Genomic DNA, 17,348 nt, shown 5'->3' on the forward strand with positions numbered 1-17,348 from the left:
AGATTATTACTTACTTTCGTATACATTTATTGACTTTGGGGCTTTCGATTTTTCCGACCTGCCTCTGCTTCGGTATTCCTGGGGTGTCGTATCGTTCTGCTTTTTAAAAAACCGGATAAACGCAAGCGCGGAATTGTAACCAAGCGACAGCGCAATCTCATTCACCTTCATGCTGCTGCCCAGCAGTAACTCCTTCGCTTTCAGATTTCTGTAGTCATTAATATAATCGGATATCCCGGTTCCCGTCATTTGTTTATACAATCTTGAAAAATATGACGGATTCAGGCCGACATGATCCGCAATCGCGTTAAGTGATATGTCTGTGGAAATATACGTTTCAATATAACGATGCGCCTTCTGTACGAGTTCGGTTGGCAGAAGCTCCCCTTGCTCAGCGATCCAATCAAACAGGGAAACTGCTATTTCGCAAAAGTATTCCTTCAGGATAACCCAAGAATCCGGTTCTCCATATTGAAACAATGGCGACAAATCGTGTTCGTTATTCAAATATTCCTTCAGTTCAGCGCTTTTATTAATATAAGCCAAAAATACGGCGGATAGGGAGTGGTACAGTTCCTTTTTCCTTTCATTAGGAAAATTCTCGTCGTTCCACAATTTCGTTAAATCGTGGTATATGTTAAAAAATTCGCCGCGGTGATTGTTTTCAAGACATTTTCCAAGAAGTTGCACCCGGTTTAAATAGAAATACTCTCTCTGATGGTTACATGCCGTCTCACTATTCTGGATATCAGAATCTGTCAGTATCACCTCGCTTGTTAAACCTAAACCATGGATGAAATTATATTTCAGCATATGATAACGGTCCGAAACGTCGTTCCAGGCTACCGGTTCGCTGCTGAGAACGAAAGATACAGACAAATGAAGCAGCCTCCTGCAAGCTAGCTGAATTCTCTCCAGTCTGCCGCTTACTTCTACATAGGTTTTTCTCCAGTCGTGAGAGTTTGGCTCGGTGTGTATCAGACTGTCTGTCCCAGGCTGGATGAACCAGACGATTTTGCCCTGATCATACACATAGGAGTACACGCGAACATCGTCAGCCAATAGTTCTTCGGCAATATTTTGCACCGCGTAAATGAACAAGGCTTTATCCGGTTGCGTCAACATATCCTTCCATGTATCCACTCTACCAAGAAGCAGCATGACGGGTAAATGAGCCTGCATCGGTATGCTGATGTCCTGGAAATGCCGAATTAATTGGGCTTCTGTTACCTGCTTGCCCTGAAGTATGGCCCCGATATACTCCCTTTGAAGTGAAGGCATAGCCCGCCGCATGCGTTCATTAGCCTTTTCAATCATCTCCCTTTGCTCGCTCTCTTCGTTCAGCTCCTCTATAGCTCTTTCTACGGAGGCTATAATTTTCTCGTCGCTTTCAATCTTCAATATATATTCGAACCCACCATATTTGATCGCGCTCTGTACATAATGAAAATCGTTATAGCCAGTAAGAAATATAACCTTGCACTTCGGCCAGCGGGCTTTAATGTTCTGCAGAAGACCAATACCTTCAAGTCCCGGCATTTTTATATCGGAAATGACAATATCAATCTGATGCTTCTCCAGCACTTCAAGTGCGCCCTCACCTGAATACGCTTTCAATATATCCATTTTCAGATGTTCTGTCTGCTCAAACAGCTCAAACAGACCGTCCACAATAATGGGGAGATCATCTACAATGAGCAGTCGGTACATTCCAATCCCTCCTCTAGGTGCTATTCATATGAATCCCTACTTTTAGTCCTCCTAGTGCCGATCGTTCAATCGTGATCCCGTAATGAGCGCCATAACGAAGCTGAATTCTGCGATGCACGTTGACAAGACCTGTTGTCTCCTCCATACGATCATCCGCAGACCGCTTTAACCTCATGTTCAGGTTATCAATGACTTCATCCGTAATACCCTGGCCGTTGTCCTCCACATAGAATACAACTTCCTCATCATTCTGTTCACAGTATATCAGAAGTTCTCCGTTCGTCAGCATATTTCCAAATACATGCTTGTAGGCGTTCTCAATAATCGGTTGAAGAACAAGCCTTGGAACCATAATTTCCGGTGCTTCACCTATAAACGTAACATGGATACGATCCCCATAACATACTGTTTGCATATCTACATAAGTACGGGAATGTTTAACCTCCAGCGAAAGCGGAATCTCGTCTTCATCATTACGGGTTATAAAATGAAAGTATTCACCGATGTAGAGGCAGAATTGATACGCTTTATCCTTATTCTCCGATTTAATTAATCGGCACAGTACAAAAAAACAGTTATACAAAAAATGAGGATTGATCTGCGATTGCAGCCGTTTAAGTTCCGAGCGCTGATTGCGGATTTGCTGCTCATAATTTTCCTCGATCAACGTCTTCAAATATCGGATCGTATTGTTAAAAGCCAGATACAAGTACCCGAACTCATCTTGTCCCCGGTCAATCGTTATCGGTTCGAACCGGTTCTGCTGCACTCGCCGAAACGAACTAACGAGTTTCAGGAGTGGGCGATAAATCAACCGGATCAGAAAATAGGAGAAGAAGATAACAACAAAAATGGCAAGCACGCACGCCCACCAAAACCATACCCGATATTTCTGGATCGGTCCGAGTAAGCTTTCTTCCGGAATGCAGCTTACTGAATATGAATTCCACAGCTCCGAGTAGTTATAGACAGCCAGATAACGTTCATCCCCGCTGCGAATGGTATCATAACCTTCCTTTTCCCCTGCTTCTTTTTTTTCCATAATAAAATTTGTGACGGTCTTTACCAGATCCGGGTCTTCCTGACTCTGAATATGCCAACCTCGATCGATATTAATCAGCATATTGCTCCCGCCAAACGAGTTACTGACTTGAGACATCGACTCTTTGATTTTGTGGGGAGAAAGCTCCACACCGATGACAAATATCGGTTCCTGCAGCGAATTGGCTGGATATTGCATACTGAGGAAAATCCGATCCTTCCAATAGATAAAAGGCTCATTATAGCCTCGGTTGCTTGGCTGAATCGCTTCATATTCCTGGCGGTCGATAGATGTTTCATAATTGCCACTGAGCAGTGTTCTGTCCAGTAACGGCACATAGGCTTTCGCTTCTTTTATAACAGGGCTCGAATCTTTCATCAGGTTAAGGCGTTTCTGAATATCGATAATCTTCTGAGCCCTTTCATAGTAAGACATCTCATCACCCATCGCAGCGATCTCCATTAAATCACTATCTGTTACGTAATTGGGTAGATATCGAATAATCTGGTCCGCTTCTTTATTCAGGGAGTCTAAGTAATATCTGGCCGTATTGAGAATCGCCTGTGAGCGTTCCGTTTTGATGCTGTCAGCGCCCTTATCGTTAATGAGCCAAGTGATAGCCATCAGTGGAAGCAGCGCCGCCATAAAGGCAGCCATAATTTTTTTGGAAATGGAGGAGTCTTTCAGTCTCATCATAATCCTCATCGTATACTCTCCCGCAATGTATTGGTAAAGAATCCTGAATGATTATCCTTTGACACTCCCCATCACAATTCCTTTAATGAAAAATCGCTGCAGGAAAGGATATGCGATCAGAACCTGAAATGTGGCGGTATTGATATCGAAAGACCCGCTGATGGAGATGAAAGCAACGTCGTGAATTTGGAAGTATCGATGCTTATGGCAATTTCAATATCAAGAGTTGTATACGAAAGTAAAGACTAGTATATAGAATGGAGATGGGCTCTTTTCTATACTTAAAACAGGAAGGATCACAAAGAGAAATCAACTGCAGCGACACATTGAGAACATTGGGGAGGGTTTGTATGAAAAGCAATAAAATCTTGTTGATCGTTACCCTGATTCTGTGCTTGGCACTGACTGCATGTGGTAACTCCAGCAATAACAGTGAAGGCACGAAAGAGGCAGAGAAACAGCCTGAGGCGACGCAAAAGCAGGGACAGAAAGAAGAAACGAATGAGGTCGTTGAAGTTTCGACGGTTTCACCAAGCGACCCATATCTGAAATTCGACGAGGGCGAAACTTTCGATAAGAATGCCGTGTATGACGCTTATGAGAAAGATATCGGCGTAAAGATTACGAACAAATGGGTAGCGGCAGATGACAATCAGTTCAAAGAAAAATTAAAAATGACGATTGCATCCAACGACCTGCCGGACTTCGCGCGTGTGAATGCAACACAATTGAAAGAACTAACAGAAGCGGACATGATCATGGACATCACGGATGTGTATGATCAATACGCGACGGATGAAACGAAGAAATTTTTGACGATGGACGGTGGCATGCAGATGAAAACGGCCACGTTCGACGGCAAATTAATGGGGATTCCGAGCTCGTATAATCCTTACCAATATCAATACTTGTTCGTACGAACAGACTGGCTTAAAAAGTTGAACCTGCCAGAACCGAAGACAATGGCTGACCTGATGACGATCGCTGAAACTTTCAAAACGAAAGACCCAGGCGGCTCAGGTAAAGCTTACGGTATTGCGGTAAGTAAAAACCCATTCAGTGTGGACACAGGGGTAACCGGATTACGCGCATTCCTTAACGGTTACCATGCTTATGAAAACCACTGGATAGAAGATGGGAACGGCGGACTTATGAACAGTGACATTCAACCGCAAGTGAAAGATGCACTTAAAGCGCTTCAAGATATGTTCAAAAAAGGTCTGATTGATCCTGAGTTCTCGGTTAAAGATGCCGATAAAGAAGCAGAGCTTCTTTACAACAACAATATAGGTCTTGTATTCGGCGCTTCCTGGACACCGGCACAGCTGGCTAAAGGCGCAGTTGTAGACGGTAAAGTTGTTCAAGAATGGGGGGTATACCCGATTCCTTCCGTGGACAGCAACCCAACGCTCAACCAAATCGGCTTAGGTGTTGACGAGTATTATGTGATTAACAAAAATGCTGCGCATCCTGAAGGCGTTATCAAATTGCTGAACCAATACATCGTGACACAGACTCATCCGACTGAAGAACAAAAAGTTTACGAATACGGTAAAGATCTGAAAGAAAAAGGCAGCAACTACTGGTTGCTTAATCCGCTTCGCGTAGGCAAACAAATCGATAACAACGGCGATATCTTGCCAAAAGCGGTCGAAACGAAAGATCCTAGCATTCTGGAAACAAAAGACCAAAAAACGCGTTATGAGCGTGCAATGAAATATGTTGACGGCAGCGATATCAATATGTGGTGGGAATATCTGATTTCGGGACCGAAAGGCGCTTTTTCGCTTGTTCCTAACATCCAACAAAATAAAGAATATCTGCAAAACAAATTCTACGGGGCTCCTACGACAACAATGGCAGAGCGTCAAGAAATCTTGACGAAGAAGCGTGACGAAGTGTACTTCAAAATCATCATGAACCAAGTGTCTGTTGATGAGTTCGACAAATTCGTTGACGAGTGGAAAAAACTTGGCGGCGACGAAATTACGAAAGAAGTTAACGAATGGTACGCAGCGAGTAAATAATGTTTAGAAAGACCGATGGAGGGATTGATCGAAGTCAGTCCCTCTTTCTATACAGAGAAACACAGCGAGGTGAAGGGCATGAGTGGATTAACGCGAATGTTTAAAAAGGAATGGCCGCTTCATATAATGCTGCTGCCAGGTATTATTCTGGTTCTTATCTTCAGCTACATCCCTATGGCGGGAATCATGATGGCGTTTCAGAAATATATACCGAATAAAGGGTTGTTCGGTTCACCTTTTATCGGTTTGAAGAACTTCCGATTGTTGATGGAATATCCGGATATTGGCCGCATCTTTTTTAATACGATATTCATAGCGGTCATGAAAATCACTGCAGGGCTGATCGTTCCGATTACGATTGCAATTCTATTGAATGAACTGCGTAAGGAATGGGTTAAGAGAACCTTTCAGACGCTTGTATATTTGCCTCACTTTCTATCTTGGGTTTTGTTAAGCGGTATTTTGATTGATATTTTGTCACCATCCTCCGGGATTTTAAATCAATTCCTAGGATTGCTCGGGATTGAGCCGATCTTTTTCTTGGGCAGCAACAGCTGGTTCCCATATGTGATGGTTATCTCGGACGTATGGAAGGAATTCGGCTTCGGTACGATTGTCTATCTGGCGGCACTCACGAATATTAACCCGTCGCTCTATGAAGCAGCGGATATCGATGGCGCAGGACGCATCAAGCAGACTTTGCATATTACGCTTCCAGGCATGCTGCCGATTATCATTCTGATGCTGACCCTGAATATTGGGAATGTACTCAATGCTGGATTTGATCAAATATTCAACTTGTACAGTCCTCCGGTCTATGAAAGCGCGGATATTATCGATACCTTCGTCTACCGTATGGGGATCCAGCAGGCACAGTTCGGATTTGCAACGGCTGTAGGTCTGCTGAAATCAATCGTAAGCTTTATTCTCATCTCATGTTCCTATGTGCTAGCTTATCGTGTAGCGAATTACCGCATTTTCTAGTGCTATAGAGGTTGTTCAAAAAGTCCGCTTTTGATCACGAAGTGAATCAGGAAGCGGGTTCGACATCAAATCTTGAATTCAGCCGGGCCTTCTGGTGCTCACGTACCCCGACGTACGCTCCGCTCCTCAGTCCCTAGCTTCATTCAACCTTCTCGGTGCTGAAAACCGACCTTTTTGAACACGCACTTATAACCAGGTAATTCAGAAGGGAGACGTATCGTGCCTAACCATAGCTCATGGTCTAGAAAGGTGTTTCTAGTATTCAATTTCATCTTTCTAACTTTTATATCCTTGTTGTGTCTTATGCCAATTGTTCATATATTAGCGATCTCATTCAGCTCCGGAGCTGCGGCATCAGCCGGTAAAGTCCTATTATGGCCGGTTGATTTCACGACAGCCGCTTATGACAACGTATTCGGAAAGCCGGAATACTTGCGCGCTTTCTGGGTGTCCACTCAGCGCGTTGTGCTCGGTACGACTGTAAGCATGCTGTTGACGATTGTTACGGCGTATCCTTTATCGAAAAGTACTTCGCAGTTTAGATTACGTACCTGGTATGCTTGGTTTTTTGTATTTACGATTCTCTTCAGCGGCGGCCTCATACCAATGTATATAACGGTGAAGTCGTTAGGAATGCTGGATACCATTTGGGCCTTGGTCTTGCCAGGAGCGGTTCCGGTATTTAACGTTATTCTATTGCTTAATTTCTATCGAAACTTACCGAAGGAACTGGAGGAATCCTCACGAATCGATGGAGCCGGTCACTTCAAAACGTTATGGAAAATCTATGTGCCGTTATCTTTACCCGCTCTTGCAACAACAGGTCTCTTCACGATTGTAGGACACTGGAACAGCTGGTTTGACGGGATGTTGTATATGAATCATCCGGAGAATTATCCGCTACAGACGTTCTTGCAGAGTGTCATTATCAAAATGGATTTTCGCTTTATTAAGGCGGAGAATGTCGAATTGATGATTAAGTTATCAGATCGTACAAGTAAGGCGGCGCAGATTTTCGTCGCAGCATTCCCGATTCTGATCGTCTATCCGTTCTTGCAACGGTTCTTCATTAAAGGAATTGTGATGGGGAGTGTCAAAGAATAATATCGGATGCTAGAGGGGTGTCCCTAAGGTCATTTGACCCTAAGGATACCCCTCTTGTTTGTTGTAAGACACTACACGTATGAATTATTCCTACTATTGTATCATTCAATATGATCTTTCCTTATTTCACATTGACCGGACTTTTTGCACTATCCAACGCTTCTTTCGGAATTTCAATCTTCTCAATTTCATTATGTTTGGAAAACGTGCTTTTCATTTTCATATCAACGGAAACACTCTGTTCGGCCTGACTCATGCTCATAATCATATGCATGTCTGACTTCGTTGGCAGATAAGTGTCTTTTTTCACCCCGTAAACAATTTTGATACTCTTGATGTCCATCTGCTCCATCATCTCAGCAGTTTGAGCATTCGTTCCGCCCGCTTGGTTCATGTAGTATTTAGCCAGTTCCTTTAGGCTGTCACCGGAAACGTTAGCCGTCAGGATATATTGCTCACCTTCCACACTCACCTTTGTATCCTTAGCGATAGATTTAAACTGTTCCAGCTGTTTCTCCGGACCTTCCGTTATCATCTTCATGCTCGCCATAATATTTTTGACGTTTTCTTCAGACAGCTGGAACCACTCACCATCCACCGAAGAGTAAACACCGTTCTGTGTAATGTACTGCTTGATGTACTGCTTTCCTTTTCCAGGAATGTTCATTTGAATCTCTTGATACATCTCCATCGGATTCATGGTTGTATCCACTTTCATCGCCATATCGACATTCTGCTCCAGCTTGTTCTCAACAATGTTCTGTTTAATGTCAGTATCCATGGAAAAGCTCTTCATATTCTGGCTGGCCTCTGCTGATTTCTGAATCAATTCATCGACCGTAGGAAGTGCCTCTTCCTTAGGGACTTCTGCCGGGGGCTCTTTCGTTTGGCCGGTTGCCGGCTGTTCTATTGGCGGTGTGGTAGCACCTTTGTCAGCTTCTTTTTCTTTACTGCATGCGGTGACTCCCATCACCAAAATTACACTGAGTAATGCCACTGTCCATTTTTTCAAAAGAAATTTCCTCCTAAATATATATTCCACTGTCATTACCCAAATTAGAAAAAAGTGTAACGATGAATCTTCTACTTTAGAAATACGCCTTCTTGCTTGCCCTGTCCCATAGCGATACACTTAATGAACAATGAAAGATATCGAGGGATGTGCTGCCAAAGTGAAAAATCTCCTGCTTACAGGTTACCGGGCTCATGAGCTCGGTATTTACAATAACAAACACAAAGGAATTCCATATATAAAAAAAGCGATTGAGTCGAGACTGATTCCTTTGATCGAGGAAGGGCTAGAGTGGGTTATCACGCCAGGCCAATACGGGGTTGATCTGTGGGCCTGTGAAGCCGTCATATCGTTAAAGCAACAGTACCCGCATCTGAGATGCTCCATTATTACAGCCTATGCGCATCCAGAAGAAAAATGGAGTGACGAGAAGAAAGAATATTACATGCAAATTCTCAAGGGAATAGACTATTATGCTGCGGTCAGCAAAGAGTCTTATCAGGGAAGCTGGCAATTCAAAGCCAGAGATGAGCTGCTGTTTCGCAAAACAGACGGGATTCTGCTTGTATATGATGAAGATTCGGGTGAGGCCAGTCCGAAATTTGTGAAAGAGCGTGCACTGAAAAAGCATATGGAAGAGGGCTATCATTACATTAGTATTGGTTCGGAGGAGATACAGGCTGTTGCGGATGAGGATACCAGTGAACAGGGGTTTTATGATGGGTTTTAAAACTTCCGAACGACAAATAACCGTCCCCTGCCGGGACGGTTATTTATGTGATGAATAAAACCATGATTACCATTTCGAGCCACCGGATAAAACCTAATTTACTACCCCCAGGCCCGCCCAATAATCATCAATATTCGTATGAACGTATCCGTGAGCTTCGGCCACCGCCTGATAGGTTACCTTCCCACCAATCACATTGATTCCTTTGGCTAAAGCTCTGCTTGTTGCCGATGCCTGACGAACCCCCTGGTTTGCAATTCTTAGGCCGAAGGGAGTTGTTGCGTTGGTCAGAGCTATCGTGGATGTACGTGCTACTGCACCGGGCATATTCGCAACGGCATAGTGAATAACACCAAACTTTTCATAAGTCGGATTGTCATGTGTCGTGATCCGGTCGATCGTTTCAATTGATCCTCCCTGGTCAATAGCCACATCCACGATAACGGAGCCGGGACTCATCTGCTTCACCATTTCCTCCGTCACGAGCTGTGGTGCCCGCGCTCCGGGAATGAGCACGGCTCCAACCACGAGATCCGCTTCCTTTACAGTTTCCGCGATATGGAATGAGTCCGACATGATCGTCTTAATGCGCCCTTGAAACTGGTCATCCAGCTGACGCAAGCGGTTCGGGTTAATGTCCAATATGCTTACTTCCGCACCCATCCCAAGCGCAATTCTCGCGGCGTTGGTTCCAACAATGCCGCCTCCGATAACCGCGACCTTTCCTGGTGCCACACCCGGTACACCGCTCAGAAGAACTCCTTTTCCACCATGGGCCTTTTCTAGAAAATGCGCACCGATCTGGATGCACATTCTCCCTGCCACCTCACTCATCGGTGTAAGCAGCGGCAGACTGCCGTCATCCAGCTGTATTGTTTCATAAGCGATAGCAGTTACTTTTGAATCTATCAGAGCCTTGGTCAATTCCGCTTCGGGAGCCAGATGCAGATAAGTATACAGAATCTGTCCTTCCCTGAAGTACACATACTCCTCCGGCAGCGGCTCCTTTACCTTAACCACCATGTCCGCAGCCCAGGCCTCTTTTGCATCGGAAACGATCCGGGCACCGGAGCTAATGTAATCATCATCCGTAAATCCGATACCGGTACCTGCGCCCGCCTCTACCCAAACTTCGTGCCCTGCATTTTTGTAGCTTATCACCGTACCTGGCGTCATACCAACACGGTGTTCATTATTTTTAATTTCCTTTGGAACCCCAATGATCATCGCCTTCAGCACCCCATAACGTAATAATTTGACATTCTTAAACAGCATATTACCCATTTTAAGGTAATGTCCTACCATTATACTACCAGAAGGTTTACCTCAGAAACCCCCCAGGCAGAAACAGTTGTAACACTTCCAAGAATTAGATAAAAAACTTTTGTCACCAATATCTATCGACAAAACGGGAAACTTCCCATTTAAGCCGTTCTGAGTGGGTTGAATCTTTAGTGAGCAATGACCACATAAATCCCTCGACTCTGCAGACCTTTTCAGGGGCGAAGTTTATATCCAGAATCCAGTGCAACGGCTTCTACCCTAAATCCAAACTGTTCTCACTGGCGATCTATAAGGACAAATAGAGAACGGAGTCATGAACATTCCCAGGGGTAACATGTACATCTGTAATTAAATTATTCTTTAAATCAACCGTACGGTGATACAAATAAAAGAATGCTTCGGTTACCATCTCGAACCATATAATCGCTATCCGTCGGCTGTAATGCTTTTTTTATTTTGCTTTTCGGTCTAAAATAGCAGATGGTCCTGTGGAACTAAATCCTCGATGAACAAAAATTCACTTCTTCTTTTGTTCCCATTAAAGTTGGTAAGCGCTTACATTTTGAACGATTAATAGAAATAATAGCACCGCTGATATTTCCGATATCAATCTTTTTCATTTAATGTCCTCCAAATTTTCAATGTTTTTATCAACTAACATATGAATATCATTTTCTCCAACTATCACTGCAGCCAGAAACTGAAAATACAATAACCAACAATATAAAATAATCGTTTTATTAATGTCACCCTCCTAAAAATAATTCAATCAATTAGATTATACTACACAAAAATGGTAAATCAATACATTTTTATACCATTAATCCTTTTATTCTATTAAAAAGTATATTATTATCAAGCAACGTCTCTTCAGGAATTAGGCTACCAAAACCAACCTTCTCTTTTATAAATAACCATTCTTGAGGGTCCGTGAATATGATCATGAATCTAATATGTATCAGGCGTTATACCCATTTCAAGTAGGTAGTGAAAAGATATAAATGCTGTTTTTCAATGTTCTTGACGATCATATTTTCAACAGGCTCAGATTCTTACGAGATAAGAGTACAACTCACTCCGATGTTATACTTTCTAATCTCATAAATAAAGGCTGTCCTGAAAAGGTCATTTTAAGACCTGAGGACAGCCCATGCTGTGTCGTTACACGTTAATTTTCTGATTAGTAGCGGCGAATGATCGTTCTTTTCTTCCCTCTTTGCTTACATCACTCTACTAAGAAAATGCTCCAGAAAGGCCTTCTCATCCACTTCCACGCACACTTCAATGTTAGAATCACGATCCGGAACTTCAACCGTCTGTCCTACCGCATCACCAGACGTGATGACATCGACCCGCATCAGGAGTGTCTTCACAAATTCAGGGTTGATGACTACACCTACCGCAAGCGGATCATGCAGCGCGCATCCACCAATACCAGGATAAAATCCTTCGTATGCATTCATATAATAATGGGTCATTTCTGCAAACAGTTTAGAAAAATCCGTTCCGAGCTTTTCCCACTCCTTCAGGTGTTCACGTGGCAGGAGTGTCTTCATGGTTACATCGAGACCGACTAATGTAAGCGGAATTCCTGAATTAAAAACATATTCCGCGGCTTCCGGGTCCGCATGGATATTCGCTTCGGCCGAAGGTGTCACATTGCCTCGGCAGCGTACCGCTCCCCCCATGACCACGACCCGGTCGACCAGATTTACGATTTCGGGGTCCTTTTGGATAGCGAGCGCCAAATTTGTTAAAGGTCCTACCATGATAAGTGTAATTTTGTTCGGCTGGTTTCGTACCACTTCGATCATGAAATCTGCCGCATGTGCATTCAGCGCCTGACCGCTCGGTGTGAAAGGCGCCACCGCGTTGCCTAGGCCGTTGTTACCGTGAACCCTTGTGGCGTATCCTTCAAGCGATGCTCGGGTAAGCGGTTTTTCCGCACCCGGAATAACCGGAACATCACAGCCCAGCATTTCCGCAAGAAGCAGAGAATTACGTGTTGCATCCTCCACCGGAATGTTCCCGAAACAAGTCGTTAAGCCTATGAGCTTCAGTTCCTGCGATTTGGCCGCATAGGCAATCGCTAGAGCATCATCAATTCCTGTGTCCACGTCAATAATAACAGGCTTCATTTTCCATCCCCCAAGCGTAAGAAGTCGATGTGATTCTATTTGGAATAGTTGCCAAGTGTTTGATACAGCATGTTCCAGAATTTCCCGTGATCCAGGCCGAGAGCAAAATTGACATTCGGTTCTTTATGGGTGACACCCAGGGTATCGACCACCGTCATCCCGTACGTGAAATCACCGCGTGTCTCTATATCCACCCGAAGCTTCTTGCAGTTAAACACAGTTGGATCAATGCAGTATGCAACACTGCATACATCATGCACAGGAGGATGCTCGAAATCAAAAACATCCTTATAGGTTTGACGAAAGAAGACAAGAAGTTCACTCACAAATTTCGCGACCGGATTCTCGATCGAAGCGATTTTATCACTTACTTCAACCGTGGCCAGTGCCTGGTGTGTCACGTCAAGGCCCATCATTGTAATCGGAACCCCGCTCTCAAACACCACCGCGGCTGCTTCCGCATCTACATAGATGTTGAACTCCGCAGCCGGTGTCCAGTTGCCAAACGTACCGCCACCCATAATGACAATCTCCTGTATTTTAGGCAGGATAGCAGGCTCACGACGCATAGCCATCGCAATATTCGTCAGCGGTCCAACCGGCACGAGTGTAATGTCTCCGTCAGATTCAAGCAGCTTTCTAATGATTAGATCCACCGCATGTTCTTCTACAATGTTCAGTGTAGGTTCCGGCAGCACCGGACCGTCCATACCGGAATCCCCGTGAATGTCAGCTGCCGTTTCACGCTTCCGAACCATTGGTTGCCCTGCACCTTTTGCGATAGGCACATCACGGACACCTGCAATCTCGCACACCTTCAGAGCGTTCTGTGTTGTCTTCTCGATTTCGGCGTTGCCGGCTACGGTCGTGATCGCTACCAAGTCAATGGCTGGATTTCCAGCTGCCAGCAAAATGGCGATCGCATCGTCATGTCCCGGATCGCAATCAATAATAATTTTACGTTTGTTTTCGTTACTCATCGGTGTCATTTCCCCTTATCACTTATTTTTTCTACGTGTTACCAATGGTCATGCTCTCACCTTTGCGCTGTTTACGGATAGCGAAAATGACAAGCGCAATGATTGTTACGACATAAGGCAGTACTTGAACAAACTGGCTTGGAATCGGGCTGTTCGGAATCGTCTGTAGCATCGTTTCAATCGCTTTGGAAAATCCGAAGATGAATGCACCGATCAGAATTCCGATTGGATTACGGTTACCGAGAAGCACGACAGCCAAGGCCAAAAAGCCGGTTCCTGCTGTCATATCCTTAACGAACATACTCGTCATCCCCATCGACATAAACGCACCGGCCAATCCTACAAACACGCCGCTCCATGCAAATGCGGAGTATTGCAACCTGCGCACCGGAATGCCAAGCGATTTAGCAGATTCAGGAGCCTCGCCGATGGCCCGCAGATGCACACCGTAAGGAGTCCGGTACAGTAAGTAGAAACAAAATACGACAGACAACAATGCGATCCATGACATGAGGTTGTGACCGCTAAGCAGTTTCCCAAGCACCGGAATATTCTCGATAAACGGAATATTTACATTTGGAATTTTGCTCAGTTCTGTCGGGTTGTAGCTCCCTGTCACGTTGAACAGTTTACTCATGAGGAACACGGTGACACCCGAGCCGAAAATGTTAATGGCGAATCCGGTTATAATGATATCTACCTTCATTTTGAGATGGAAGAAACCCATCGCATATGAAATGAGTACACAAGCCAGTACACCGGACACAACCCCGATCGCCCAGCTCCCTGTTGCTGAACCGACCGCGATGGAAGTAAAGGCTGAGACGAGCATTAATCCTTCAAGACCGATGTTCGTAACGCCTGTGATGTCTGAGATAAGACCTCCCAGAGAAGCAAGCAGAATAGGAGTCATCGCGCGCAGCAGCACATAGATGATCGTCAAGTCGGCAAACTGCATCCATATACTAGACCACATGAGTATTCACCTTCTTTTCGCCGGTTTGATTCTTCTGTTTCATGATGGCTCTTTGTTTCAAGTAATTGAATACAACTTGCGCGGATACGAACAGTACCAGCAGCACCTGAATGATAACGGACAGTTCGCGGGACACATCACTCTGCGCCTGCATAACTTGACCGCCAACCTGCAGATAAGCATAGAACAAGGCCGAGATCAGCACACCGATCGGATGGTTTCGGGCAAGCAACGCGATAATGATACCGTCAAAACCGAGCTTAGCCGAAAAGCTGTCTTTGTACGCACCATGAACACCGAGCAGCTCGACGATACCGCCAAGTCCCGCCAAGGCTCCACTGATCATGACACTGATAATAATGATATGTTTCGTTTTAATCCCGCCATATCGGGCGAACTTGTCATTCTTCCCGACCAGACGCAGCTCATATCCGATCTTCGTCTTATACATGAGTAGATACACAACGACAACGGCAATGAGAGCTACAATAATTCCGTAATGAACCGGAAACGAGTTAGACATTTTCCCTAGGAGCAAATCCTTCTCGAAGTAAGGCATACGGGCAAAACCGCCACTATCCGGGTCTTTAAATACGTTATTAACAAAATAGGAGGTCAGAATAATGGCCACATAGTTCAGCATAAGCGTTGTAACTACTTCGTGCGCATTCCATTTTGCCTTCAGGAAACCAGCCATTGCTCCAAACAGCGCTCCGCCAACCATTGCACAAATCAGAATGACTGGAATATGAATGAATGCGGGAAGGCCAGGAATATACAGCGCTGACAAAGATCCAAGAAATCCGCCAACGTAGAGCTGTCCTTCCGCTCCCATGCTGAACACATTCGTCTGAAATACGACTGCAAGAGCCAGACCCGTAAATATGAGCGGTATCGCTTTGTTAACCAGTGTACTTATGTTAAAGGCATTGGAGAAAGGTCCCGTTATAAACGCGCTGATGGCATTCAGCGGATCGTCACTGACAAACAATATAATAATGAATCCACATATTAACGCTAGTAGAGCTGCGCCGATGATGCCTACAAGATCCAGGTAAAGAAAGCGCTTCTGATTCATCAGACGGCCGCCCCTTTCTCTTCTTTCTTAATACCTAGCATGTAATAACCGATTTCCTGTTCCGTCAGATCCTTACTGTTGTCCAGCACTGCTACGAGCTCACCGTTGTACACCACGCCGATCCGGTCGCTGAGGCTGATGATTTCGGAGAGCTCTGCAGACACGAGCAATACAGCTGAGCCTTCATCGCGTTTTTTGATGATCTCGCGGTGAATGAACTCAATGGCGCCGATATCAACGCCCCGGGTAGGCTGGGAAGCGATTAACAGCTTTGGATTTTTTGCAATTTCCCGCGCAATAACGACTTTTTGCAAATTACCACCCGACAGAGAGCCAGCCAGCACTTCTTCATTCGCCGCACGCACGTCAAACTTCTTCATGAGATCCTGTGCGAACAATTTCAGTTTCTTACGGTCCATGAAAGGGCCTTTCTTGAACTCCTTCTGTCTATAGACGTCCAAAATGATATTTTCTTCTATAGTCGAAGTCAGACAAGCTCCTGTGGTTTGGCGGTCTTCCGGAATGTGGCCGATTTTCATATTGCGAATTTCGCCAATAGAGTTGCCGAGCATATTCTTATTTAGATAGAGCACCTCGCCGCCTGTTGCCCGCTTCATTCCGGTGATCACTTCCACCAGCTCAGTCTGACCATTGCCTTCAACCCCAGCAATGCCAAACACTTCACCCCCGCGAATAGCAAAGGATACGTCCTTCAGCATCGGAAAACCTTTATCGTCATTTGCGGATAGCGCTTTCAATTCCAGCACCGTTTCTCGAAGCTGTGGTTCCTGCTTATCCACTCGAAGCAGCACGTCACGCCCGACCATTAGCCTTGAAATTTCTTCTTTGCTCGTATCTTTGGTCAATAATGTCTGAATGGTTTGTCCTGCTTTTAGCACCGTAATCCGGTCGGATATTTCCATAACTTCACGCAGCTTGTGCGTAATAAAAATAATAGTGTAGCCTTGTGCCACAAGAGATTTGATGGAATCAAACAACTCGTCCGTCTCCTGAGGAGTCAGAACGGCTGTCGGTTCATCCAAAATAATAAGCTTCGCTCCCCGATACAGCACCTTAAGTATTTCAACGCGCTGCTTCTGTCCAACAGAGATCGAGTCCACCGCCGCTTCCGGATCGGTCTTGAGACCAAATCTCGTAATAAGCTCCTTGATATTGTTCAGCTCCGTCTTCCGGTCACGGAACATATTAAACATTCCTTTACGCGGCTCATCGCCCAGAACGATGTTCTCTGAAACCGTAAGCGAGGGAGCAAGCATAAAGTGCTGGTGCACCATGCCGAGCCCCTGCTGGATTGCATCACGCGGCCCCTGAAAGTGAACTTCCTGTCCTTTGTAAACGATGCTTCCGCTGGTCGGATTCTCCAGACCGAATAAAATCTTCATCAGTGTGGATTTGCCCGCTCCATTTTCGCCAACCAGTGCATGAATTTCGCCTTCATGTACCTCGAGGTTTACTCCCCTATTGGCTACTGTCCCATTGGGATAAATCTTATGAATATCTTTCATCTCCAGCAATACTGCCATGCCATGACACCCCCGCCAATTGGGATAAGAAATTCTTAAATGT

At 44.9% G+C, this 17,348-nt stretch carries 14 protein-coding genes and 1 pseudogene; 4 read left to right on the forward strand and 11 right to left on the reverse strand.

What is annotated here, in order from left to right:
* Nucleotides 1-6: 6 nt before the first annotated feature.
* Nucleotides 7-1,710 carry a response regulator transcription factor gene (locus B9N86_RS22960; protein WP_208915439.1) on the reverse strand — a complete coding sequence of 568 codons (1,704 nt, stop codon included), beginning with the start codon at nucleotides 1,708-1,710 and terminating at the stop codon, nucleotides 7-9.
* 13 nt (nucleotides 1,711-1,723) lie between these two features.
* Nucleotides 1,724-3,457: a sensor histidine kinase gene (locus tag B9N86_RS22965; protein WP_208915440.1), complete on the reverse strand. Its 1,734-nt coding sequence runs from the start codon at nucleotides 3,455-3,457 to the stop codon at nucleotides 1,724-1,726.
* 341 nt (nucleotides 3,458-3,798) lie between these two features.
* On the opposite strand from B9N86_RS22965, the gene B9N86_RS22970 reads away from it, so the two are divergent.
* From B9N86_RS22970 to B9N86_RS22980, 3 genes are all read left to right on the forward strand, one after another.
* Nucleotides 3,799-5,475 (forward strand): extracellular solute-binding protein, encoded by a 1,677-nt coding sequence (locus B9N86_RS22970; protein WP_208915441.1) that lies wholly within the window; start codon nucleotides 3,799-3,801, stop codon nucleotides 5,473-5,475.
* 78 nt (nucleotides 5,476-5,553) lie between these two features.
* Complete coding sequence (locus tag B9N86_RS22975) at nucleotides 5,554-6,459, forward strand: ABC transporter permease (RefSeq protein ID WP_208915442.1); 906 nt, start codon at nucleotides 5,554-5,556, stop codon at nucleotides 6,457-6,459.
* Nucleotides 6,460-6,678: 219 nt separating this feature from the next.
* On the forward strand, nucleotides 6,679-7,563 hold the full coding sequence (locus B9N86_RS22980) for a carbohydrate ABC transporter permease (RefSeq protein ID WP_208915443.1): 885 nt from the start codon (nucleotides 6,679-6,681) through the stop codon (nucleotides 7,561-7,563).
* Between the two features lie 121 nt (nucleotides 7,564-7,684).
* Here B9N86_RS22980 and B9N86_RS22985 read toward each other — a convergent pair whose 3' ends face one another.
* Nucleotides 7,685-8,575 (reverse strand): DUF6612 family protein, encoded by an 891-nt coding sequence (locus B9N86_RS22985; protein ID WP_208915444.1) that lies wholly within the window; start codon nucleotides 8,573-8,575, stop codon nucleotides 7,685-7,687.
* Nucleotides 8,576-8,735: 160 nt separating this feature from the next.
* Here B9N86_RS22985 and B9N86_RS22990 point away from each other — a divergent pair, with 160 nt between their 5' ends.
* The gene (locus B9N86_RS22990; protein WP_208915445.1) at nucleotides 8,736-9,305 is read left to right on the forward strand and encodes an SLOG family protein; all 570 of its coding nucleotides are present in this window, start codon (nucleotides 8,736-8,738) and stop codon (nucleotides 9,303-9,305) included.
* 93 nt (nucleotides 9,306-9,398) lie between these two features.
* On the opposite strand, the gene ald is transcribed toward B9N86_RS22990, so the two are convergent.
* The 8 genes and pseudogenes from ald to B9N86_RS23020 form a co-directional block, all read right to left on the reverse strand.
* Complete coding sequence (gene ald / locus B9N86_RS22995; protein WP_208920655.1) at nucleotides 9,399-10,532, reverse strand: alanine dehydrogenase; 1,134 nt, start codon at nucleotides 10,530-10,532, stop codon at nucleotides 9,399-9,401.
* Nucleotides 10,533-10,867: 335 nt separating this feature from the next.
* Nucleotides 10,868-11,020: pseudogene (locus tag B9N86_RS31030) on the reverse strand (IS5/IS1182 family transposase); the annotation flags it as partial.
* Between the two features lie 63 nt (nucleotides 11,021-11,083).
* Nucleotides 11,084-11,209, reverse strand: coding sequence for a hypothetical protein (locus tag B9N86_RS30710; RefSeq protein WP_280174954.1), 126 nt, complete (start codon nucleotides 11,207-11,209; stop codon nucleotides 11,084-11,086).
* Nucleotides 11,210-11,809: 600 nt separating this feature from the next.
* Nucleotides 11,810-12,727: a nucleoside hydrolase gene (locus B9N86_RS23000; RefSeq protein WP_208915446.1), complete on the reverse strand. Its 918-nt coding sequence runs from the start codon at nucleotides 12,725-12,727 to the stop codon at nucleotides 11,810-11,812.
* Between the two features lie 35 nt (nucleotides 12,728-12,762).
* On the reverse strand, nucleotides 12,763-13,707 hold the full coding sequence (locus tag B9N86_RS23005) for a nucleoside hydrolase (protein ID WP_208915447.1): 945 nt from the start codon (nucleotides 13,705-13,707) through the stop codon (nucleotides 12,763-12,765).
* Between the two features lie 31 nt (nucleotides 13,708-13,738).
* Nucleotides 13,739-14,683, reverse strand: a complete 945-nt coding sequence (locus B9N86_RS23010) for an ABC transporter permease (RefSeq protein ID WP_208915448.1) — start codon at nucleotides 14,681-14,683, stop codon at nucleotides 13,739-13,741.
* A complete protein-coding gene (locus tag B9N86_RS23015; protein WP_208915449.1) occupies nucleotides 14,673-15,761 on the reverse strand; it encodes an ABC transporter permease in 1,089 nt (362 codons plus the stop codon). The genes B9N86_RS23010 and B9N86_RS23015 overlap by 11 nt, the downstream gene beginning before the upstream one ends.
* On the reverse strand, nucleotides 15,761-17,305 hold the full coding sequence (locus tag B9N86_RS23020) for an ABC transporter ATP-binding protein (protein ID WP_208915450.1): 1,545 nt from the start codon (nucleotides 17,303-17,305) through the stop codon (nucleotides 15,761-15,763). The genes B9N86_RS23015 and B9N86_RS23020 overlap by 1 nt, the downstream gene beginning before the upstream one ends.
* Nucleotides 17,306-17,348 lie beyond the last annotated feature (43 nt).

It is taken from the genome of Paenibacillus uliginis N3/975, from assembly GCF_900177425.1.
In the GTDB taxonomy this organism is placed as follows: Bacteria; Bacillota; Bacilli; order Paenibacillales; family Paenibacillaceae; genus Paenibacillus_AQ; species Paenibacillus_AQ uliginis.

What these genes read in the sequence shown, in the direction of transcription:
- B9N86_RS22970 (WP_208915441.1), top strand. Translation starts at nt 3,799, where the DNA reads ATGAAAAGCAATAAAATCTTGTTGATCGTTACCCTGATTCTGTGCTTG.
- B9N86_RS22965 (WP_208915440.1), bottom strand. Translation starts at nt 3,457, where the DNA reads ATGAGGATTATGATGAGACTGAAAGACTCCTCCATTTCCAAAAAAATT.
- B9N86_RS23020 (WP_208915450.1), bottom strand. Translation starts at nt 17,305, where the DNA reads ATGGCAGTATTGCTGGAGATGAAAGATATTCATAAGATTTATCCCAAT.
- B9N86_RS22975 (WP_208915442.1), top strand. Translation starts at nt 5,554, where the DNA reads ATGAGTGGATTAACGCGAATGTTTAAAAAGGAATGGCCGCTTCATATA.
- B9N86_RS30710 (WP_280174954.1), bottom strand. Translation starts at nt 11,209, where the DNA reads ATGAAAAAGATTGATATCGGAAATATCAGCGGTGCTATTATTTCTATT.
- B9N86_RS23010 (WP_208915448.1), bottom strand. Translation starts at nt 14,683, where the DNA reads ATGTGGTCTAGTATATGGATGCAGTTTGCCGACTTGACGATCATCTAT.
- ald (WP_208920655.1), bottom strand. Translation starts at nt 10,532, where the DNA reads ATGATCATTGGGGTTCCAAAGGAAATTAAAAATAATGAACACCGTGTT.
- B9N86_RS23000 (WP_208915446.1), bottom strand. Translation starts at nt 12,727, where the DNA reads ATGAAGCCTGTTATTATTGACGTGGACACAGGAATTGATGATGCTCTA.
- B9N86_RS22960 (WP_208915439.1), bottom strand. Translation starts at nt 1,710, where the DNA reads ATGTACCGACTGCTCATTGTAGATGATCTCCCCATTATTGTGGACGGT.
- B9N86_RS23005 (WP_208915447.1), bottom strand. Translation starts at nt 13,707, where the DNA reads ATGAGTAACGAAAACAAACGTAAAATTATTATTGATTGCGATCCGGGA.
- B9N86_RS23015 (WP_208915449.1), bottom strand. Translation starts at nt 15,761, where the DNA reads ATGAATCAGAAGCGCTTTCTTTACCTGGATCTTGTAGGCATCATCGGC.